3 protein-coding genes and 4 pseudogenes are annotated in these 7,855 nt (G+C 63.7%); 5 read left to right on the forward strand and 2 right to left on the reverse strand.

Translation table 11 applies throughout. From position 1 onward, the window contains the following. Window positions 1-564 precede the first annotated feature (564 nt). From ABZ070_RS33595 to ABZ070_RS33605, 3 genes and pseudogenes are all read left to right on the forward strand, one after another. A pseudogene (locus tag ABZ070_RS33595) lies at window positions 565-1,116 on the forward strand (transposase family protein); the annotation flags it as partial. 870 nt (window positions 1,117-1,986) lie between these two features. Continuing rightward, window positions 1,987-3,168: a hypothetical protein gene (locus ABZ070_RS33600; protein WP_356639530.1), complete on the forward strand. Its 1,182-nt coding sequence runs from the start codon at window positions 1,987-1,989 to the stop codon at window positions 3,166-3,168. Continuing rightward, window positions 3,147-3,515, forward strand: a complete 369-nt coding sequence (locus ABZ070_RS33605; protein ID WP_356639532.1) for a hypothetical protein — start codon at window positions 3,147-3,149, stop codon at window positions 3,513-3,515. The genes ABZ070_RS33600 and ABZ070_RS33605 overlap by 22 nt, the downstream gene beginning before the upstream one ends. Window positions 3,516-3,541: 26 nt before the next feature. Here the strand turns inward: ABZ070_RS33605 and ABZ070_RS33610 are convergent. Both ABZ070_RS33610 and ABZ070_RS33615 read right to left on the reverse strand, forming a co-directional pair. After that, window positions 3,542-4,112, reverse strand: a pseudogene (locus ABZ070_RS33610) (transposase family protein); the annotation flags it as partial. 306 nt (window positions 4,113-4,418) lie between these two features. Further along, window positions 4,419-5,732: a protein-glutamine gamma-glutamyltransferase gene (locus ABZ070_RS33615; protein WP_356639534.1), complete on the reverse strand. Its 1,314-nt coding sequence runs from the start codon at window positions 5,730-5,732 to the stop codon at window positions 4,419-4,421. Window positions 5,733-7,520: 1,788 nt separating this feature from the next. On the opposite strand from ABZ070_RS33615, the pseudogene ABZ070_RS33620 reads away from it, so the two are divergent. Next, window positions 7,521-7,673, forward strand: a pseudogene (locus ABZ070_RS33620) (heavy metal transporter); the annotation flags it as partial. After that, window positions 7,637-7,855 (forward strand): annotated as a pseudogene (locus ABZ070_RS33625) (hypothetical protein); the annotation flags it as partial. The pseudogenes ABZ070_RS33620 and ABZ070_RS33625, both read left to right, overlap by 37 nt.

Raw genomic sequence — 7,855 nt, forward strand, 5'->3', positions numbered from 1 at the left:
GCCGGCGACTCGCCTCGCCGGCCCGGAACCACACGTCAAAAGGGGCGGGCGGCATGCGTCCGGATGGTCAGCTGCCCCTCGTTCAGGCGGGGCCGCGCCCGGTGCACGTCACCGGCATGTGCTGGGCGCGATGGCGGCGGGTGATCAAGAACGGACGACCCAGCGCCCGCGGGCACCACAGCGGCTCCACCAGAGCGATCCGAGCCCGTGACAACCTGCGCATGACGCTCCTCCCGCGGAAGACAGGCACCCGGCATGACCCGCCGGGGTTCGGCATCGCGCCTCCCGGTACACCACCCTCAGCGCAAACCCTGACAACGGCACGCCCACCCACTCCCTATCGGGCTTCGGAAATGGGTGAAAGTACAGATCACCGGCGCAATGCTCCCGGGCAAGCACAGGTAACGGATTGATACAAACAGCCCACAGTGCGGCTGTGTGACGGGAATGAGTGAGCCTCTTTCATCCTGGCTCTGAAGGGCTATAAAGGCTGGTTAGTGGGGTGGTGACGTGGCGAAGCCCCTCGTGGTTGGCTGTGGTGATCTCACTCAGCACGACAATCGGCTGGGGGCTTCGTTGGTTCCGTATCCTTCCACGCTCGACGTCCGCATGAGCTGGTTGAACATGTCTCGTGGTTCATCTCTGCCCGAAGGCGTGAACTGAACTCACCCTGGCGCAGGCTCGGTTGCTACAAGCAGGCTCTGCTGGTGCTCGCTCACCTGCGGAAGAGCGAGACGTTCGCGCAGGTCGGGGTTTACACGAGGCGCTGGTAGCCTGGGCGAGGGCGACTTCGTCATCGCCGACGGCAGCCTCATCCCCATTGACCGCATCGCCGCGGATAGCCGTACTACTCGCAGAAACACCGCAAGTACGGCATGAACGTGCAGGTCATCGCCGCCCCGGACGGCACACCGCTGTGGTTCTCGCGAGCGGCACCGGGACGCACACACGATCTGACAGCCGCCCGCGCGCACGGCATCGTCCAGGCCTGCCTCACCGATCAGATCCTGGCCGACCGCGCCTACCAAGGCGCCGGCGCGACCATCCGCACCCCCTACTACAACCACCGTGAACAACCGAGCCAACCAACAGTTCAACCGGGATCACGCCCGCGGGTGAACGGGCCTTCGCCAACTCAAGTCCTGGCGGATCCTACGCCGGGCGCGCTGGACGTGCGAAGTGCACCCCTGTCACCACATACGAATGCGGGAGCCCTGGAAGCACGCCTCAACCAGAGCACCATCCTCAGCAGACGTCCCGGGACAGATTCCAGACGCGGCCGCCGCACAACTGGACCCGGCGCGGATCGTCCAACACCTCGTCCGGATCGCTCAACCCGCCCCTGCAAGTGCACGATCACATCGTGATCCGAGAGCGCTGCCCCCAGCCACTCCTCTCGACCCCGGCGCTTCACTCTCACCCGTCGGCCATCCGTCTCGGACCACCGTCCGGCTGCAGAACGCCTCGACCACGGCCGGCCACGGATTGCCGGCCCGGCGGGCCGCCAGCCGGACATCATCCCGCATGTCCGGCTGCTCGCGCGCACGGATCCTCGCATCGCAGGCAGGCCACCACGCGCATTACCAGCCTTGCCCAGGCCATCCTCACCCTGCACCTGACTCAAACCGAGGATGGCAAACCCTCATTATTGACATTAAGACAAGCCACCTTTACGTTCTTCTGCACTCCGGACCGGGCGGCACGAAAACCAACGCGTGCACCTGACCGACACCACCCCCGGACTCAAAGCGACATCACTGGCCACTGCCGCGAAACAACGAGGCGTGACAAGGAGACCTGCCCATTCTTGCCAGCCAGATACGATTCGGGGGCTACTCTCGACGCACTCATGGACCATGGCACGGCGTACTTGGCAATCTTGAAGCAAGGTGAGTAATGCACAGACGTAGACAGAGTCGTCGATGGCGGTTCGTACGCGGCGTCGTTGCCATAATTTGCGCGGCGCTTATCCCATTGGGTGCCGCCATGGCCGCTGACTCACCCGTCGCACAGCCATCGACGACCAGTTCGGCCGGTACATCGGTGCAGTATGCGGGAAAGACAAGTGGTGCATTCAACGTCAACAACGTGGGCCGGCGAGTGGCTGATCCTCGCAACACGCTATTCATTCACCATGCCGCCAACCCGGTGATCAGCGGCTCCAACCTCTACGGTGCGAATCCCGTCAAGGCGGACGGCAGGTGGAACGTCTACTTCGGCGGCTGGCTCTCCCAGACGACATACGACGAGATCCACCTGGCCACCAGCCTAGACGACACACTGGCCAGTGGCTACTCCGATATCAAGACGATCATTGGTCATGGCGTCTACGCACACGTCAATGACCCGTCCGCGGTGAAGCGCGAATTTGGCTGGGTCATGGCGATGACCACGGCGACCTCGGTCGCGGCTGATGACCATTGCTCGATCCTCACCTCGCCCGACGGCGTGAACTGGCCCCAGTTGAACGACCGCAGCCACGAGGTCAACTTCATCGGCGCGAGCGTACCCAGGTGCGCCCGGCCCTCACTGATCTGGAATGCCAACCACAAAAACGGCACCGGACGTTGGGAAATGTACTTCGACGCCTCGGTCAACGGCGGCCCTCACGGACAGCACCTCGCCGTTTCCAGCGAGAGCGTCCCGAAGAACTTCACGTATGTGGCACGGGTCGGTGACTTCGTCGACGCGGACATCCGTCTACTCAACGGCCAGTACATCGCCGCATACCGGCCCACTTGGGTCAGCGACCCTGTCTGGCGCATCCACTCTGCCACCAGCACCGACGGTGTCCGCTTCGCCGACCACGGTGCCATGCTCGGCACCCATGCGCTGCAGCCGTTCGACGACTGCGGTGTCACCAACCCTGGCTGGGCCATTAATGAGAAGGGGCTGATCACCTCCCTCATGTACGGCGGCACTGCCAGCTGCAACTACAACGCTCACAAGCTCGGCGTCGCGGTCCCGCAGGCCGCCGCAACTCTCTATTCCGGCAGCGTAGCCCTTGTTCACAGACTTGCCCTGACCGCAACTGCCCAGCACATTGACACGCACGAGTACACGGCGGTCGACCGCATACAGATCACTGATCGGCCTGGCGCATCCCCCCGCATCGATCAGCCAATCGCCGGGACAAGAGGGGACGCTTGGTCAATCGTGACGCCCTGAAGGCCGACGACACGGACCCGACCCTCACCTACACCGGCAGCTGGACGGCAAACAAACCCAGCGGCCAGTACAACAATGCCCAGCACTACACGACCACCAACGGCGACTCATTCAGCTACACCTTCACCGGAACCGGCATCGACTACATCACCACCAAAGCCACCAGCCGCGGCAAGGTCGACATCTACATCGACGGTGCTCTCAAACAGACCGCGAACTGCTACTCCGCAACCCAGCAAGACCAGCAGGTCTGCGCGAGCGTGCGCGGCCTGAACAACGGGAAGCACACTATAAAGATCAAGAAAGTCGACGGCCACCACATGTCCCTCAACGCGCTGGGGAGATAAAAGGACTCGTCTGCGGGGGGGTCTCACCGGCCCCAACACGGGATTCGGACCGTGCCGCCGACATCCTGATAACCCTTGTCGGTCCAGTATTTGATGCCATCCTTGGGCGAGGTCATCGAACGATGCCGTGTTCATGGCCGCACGGACATCGTGGATGGCGCCGGGCAGTGCGGGTGAGGCCCACAGCAGCCGGCCGAAGGGATCTGCGATGACCTGCACGTTCATCCCGTGCTTCTTGTGCTTGCCGGAGTAGAAGGGGCGGTCCGCGGCGGTGCGGTCGATCGGGAGGAGCGTGCCGTCGAGGATCACGGAAGCCTTCACCGACGCGGTCCGCACTGCGTCAGCCGGGCTGGGGGCGCGGGCGGTCAGCAGGTCGACGGCCTCGGTGATGAAGCGGTAGGCCGTCGTGGTGCCTACGCCGAAACCGGCCTCGAGTTGGACGTAGGCGTGGCCGTTGCGCAGGTGGGCGAGGGCTTGGCGGCCAACTCGCTCAGGCGCCGCCAGCGTGAGCCGATCTCGCGGCGGTGCCGCCGCAACTGCTGGGCAAGGAAGCGCAACGGAGCTGGACACGTCAACGCCCCACCGGTAGACAAGCACGTGAAGCCTCTGGTGGAGACCGTTCTCTTGGTCGAAAACCCATCTACCAGAGGCTTCACCATGTTGTCAGCCCAACTACCACTCTGCGGTGGCAGGTTGGGCAGGTCACCGGCAGAAGCGGCATCCCCACGCGACCCCGGATCCTCGCCCCGGCATGGCTGACAGTGTGGGCCTGCATGCGAGACGAAGCCTGCTACGACCCCGATACCCACCAAGCCAACAAGACAACACGCCTGCCGAGCAACCCTTGGCGGCCTGAGGGTTGGGAGGAGGGTCGGGCGGGCCGGCCCTCCTCCCCCGATTCTGTTACGGCCAGCCTTGAATCACCTTGGCGGGGGCGGTATTCCAGCTCTTGGGTACGAACGTGATTACGTAGGTTCCGCGGTCGAAGTCTGCGTACCCGGCAGACCAGTTCCGGAACTTGCTCTCGTATACGTGCATGGGGCCCACGTCGCTATTGGGTGCGTGATAGTGGTTACCGTGCATCCACAGGGTTTTGTCGACATCCGCTTCTGTTTGAGCCCCAAACCAACCGTAGTCGAAATTGATCCAACTTTCACCAGGGTTGGCGGGACTGCGCGAAATATTTCTGTCCTTCGACATGTCGACCAGGCCTGTACTCCGGTCGGGGCGGAAGGCATCCGGGTCGCCGTACTTCCTCTTGTCGGAGGAGGCTCGCTGGTCTTGCCCGCTCCAGAAGTGCTTCGAATAGATCACCGCCTTCATCTTGGATGGGTCGTAGTTGCCTCCGTCTCTTTCCTTGAAGGACGGCGTATTCCTCAGCGCCGAGTAAAAGTTCGAACGGCTGTCCTCATGGAGCAGGGCGTCATCGTTGTTCGCGAGCTGTGTCTTTAGGTTGTCGATGTAGGTTCCCTCGTTGTGGGCATTTTCCAGGGCCTTGTTCATGATGGACGCCACATCACGCGCCCGCTTGAAACCCTTCCCCTCGTCGAAACTTCCCTTGGCGATGCGTCCCTCAAACTCCGCCTGCGTTTCATTGGGTCGGGGCCTGGTGTTCCTCAGGTCGTTCCTGTACTTGTTCTCGTCGAAGAACGAAAATGCCAATTTGTTCGTCGGATATGGGCCCGAATTGACCCAGGTGATGCCAACGCAACCGTAGGACAGCTTATCTCGCTGCTCTTCGGTCATTTGCTGCGCCTTGCCGTCGCGGTGACTGTAGACCTGCTGCCACTTGCGGATGTAGTTATCGACGACCGTAGTGGCCCTGCCATCGTAGGCTCGGTACGCGTCAGGCATCCGGTTGAGCGGCTGGGCGGGAGGGACTTGCCTGCCGCCGGCGAAGTCCGGAGTTCGGGAGAATGCGCTAGCCCTCGGCGGCAATTCTGCCGGAAACTTGCCAGGTTGACCCAGATTCAGCGCTCTTTCGTTCAGCGCGTTGATGTTCTTGACGTCATTCGCCGTCAGGCCGTGCGTTTCGGCGTAGGATCCGTCCTTTACCCCGTGGCCGCCGCTGGCGGCCTCGCTGACCGATGGCATGAATCCAGCGGTACATATGACCGCACCCACAGTGGCGAAGGCGAGGGATTTCCGACGTTGATACATGAAAATCAATAACTCCCTTGTGGTGAAATCTAATGAAACGAGGGCATGCGAGAGCACGACGCAATGACGGGTTTGCGGCAAGCGGCGCTCAGGGCCTTGGCCGCGCTGTACTGCGTCGCTACGAGGCAGAAGGAGATGCAGTAATGCGGGATAAGGCGGTGGCGGTGCGGTCGTCGCCGGTCATGACCGTGGTGGCCGCCCGGGGCCAGTGGCACGCTGCATCAGGGGCGCCGCCGAGGCGACGACACGGACCTGGTCCGCGTTGACGGGTCGCCGGTAGCGGGCCTAGACGCGCGGGTGAGAGCGCATGGAGTCGGTGTCGACCAGGCGGACCTGGCTGGGGTGGTCGACCGTGTACGCGGCGATGTCCGTGTCGAGGATGAAGCTGAACTAACCGGCGGTCGGGCCGTAGACGAAGACCTTGCGGCCCTCGAACTTCTGCTGCGCGACGTTGTCCGTTAAGACGAGGGAGCAGAAGCCGGCACAGGCTGCGGGACACCTGAACCTGGAATTCGGCTCGTAGGCCGTCCAGTTACATCCAGCGGAAGGGGTTGTCTTCGTCCGCGTTGATCGTGGCGGCGGTCGCGGCGGGGCGGCCGCTTAGGGTCCCTGGGTGAGGGGCGGGCGAGGGCTGCGGTCACGGTAGTGGGGGCGCGGAGAGCGGTTCGGCGTATCACGGCTCGGCTCCTGCATGAGTAATCGGTTGATACGACCGGTGATCTTGCCTCCGTGTTAACTCCCCGGCAACATCATGGCTTTAAAATCGGCCAAGCCGTCAGGTAGGACGATATCTGGCCACAACCGATACGGGCCCAGCGTGCGGGATGCGATGCGGCAGCGTTCCCCATGCTCCTGACGTGTGGCGGTATTCCGGCTGCGGGAGTCCTTCAACACGCTCCGGGCCGGAGCCGAACGGGCCATCGCCCACCGACAGGACTGGTAGATCTTGGCCACCCACTACCGCTGCCCCCTCGCCCGTTTCGCCCTCGTCGCCAAGGTTGTCACTGCCCTCGCCGTCTACAAAAGGGCTGGTAAAGCCCCGTGAATAGACCTCCCGGGCTGAACTGGTCGGTCTCGCTGTGATTCGCGGAAGCCCTTCACGGTGCTTGCGTAGTTCAGCGTGGAGCGGCTGACGCCCAGTTCGGCGGCGACCTGTACGGGGATCGCACCGTTCTTGATCCGCTGGGCGGCTCCGGCGCTGGTGGTGGCATCAGCTTCGCCGGGCGACTGGTCGGCAAGCCGCGGGCCTGCTTGGCGGCACGAGCGCCGGCGCCGCGTCCCATCTGAGCGAACGAACATGGCCAGTGCGATGGCCATGTGTCGGTACGGGCCCGGAATCGCTGGTGTCCACGGCGAGTTTGTCGCCGAGAGTGCGCAGGAAGATGCCGCGTGGGACCGGCCGGCCCCTGACACGTCCATCGGTCTACCGGCAGACCACGGTACCGTCGAGGGAACCGACAACTACAGCTACACCGGCAGTTGACCCTCGAGGTGTCGCGCGCCGACGTCGGACAGCCGTGGCTGGTCACGCGGGTTCTCGGAGTCGAGGAGGCGCCGAGAACCAGGTCGTCATACAAGTCGCCCTGCAGCCCGCCGGAGTTGCCCCAAGAAGGAGCTGATACTCAAGGCCAGCGTCGCGGCTGGCATTCGCTTCCTCGCCGGGCTGCTGCTGATGGGGATGCTGATGCCCGCGGCCACGGCCTCCTCGTGCGAGGACGCCGGCGCCGGCACGGGCGAGGTCGCACCGGACAGCGGCAACAACGCTCCGGCCACGGGCAGCCTCCACAGGCAGCAGATTGGCGCACGCCAAGACGATCGACACCGTCACCAAGCGACTTCGCTTGCCCGGGGAAAGCAACCCTGATCGCCCTGATGACGGCCATGCAGGAATCGACTCTGCAGAACCTCGACCATGGCGACCGGGACTCGGTCAGCCTCTTCCTGCAGCGGCCCTCCCAAGAGTGGGGAGCACTCGCCCAGATCATGAATCCGGAGTTCAGGGTCACGTCCTTCTCCAGGGCCGCGGCGGCAACAAGAGCCTGATCGACATCAAGAACTGCCAGGCTCGGCCTCCAGGCGACGTCGCCAAGGACGTGCAGAACAGCCACCACCCCGAGCTGTACGCTGGCCACGAGAGCGCCATGCGCACCCTGGACAAGGAAGGCCGGCATCGACCTCGG

Source organism: Streptomyces sp. NPDC006283 (genome assembly GCF_040613325.1).
Classification (GTDB): Bacteria; Actinomycetota; Actinomycetes; order Streptomycetales; family Streptomycetaceae; genus Streptomyces.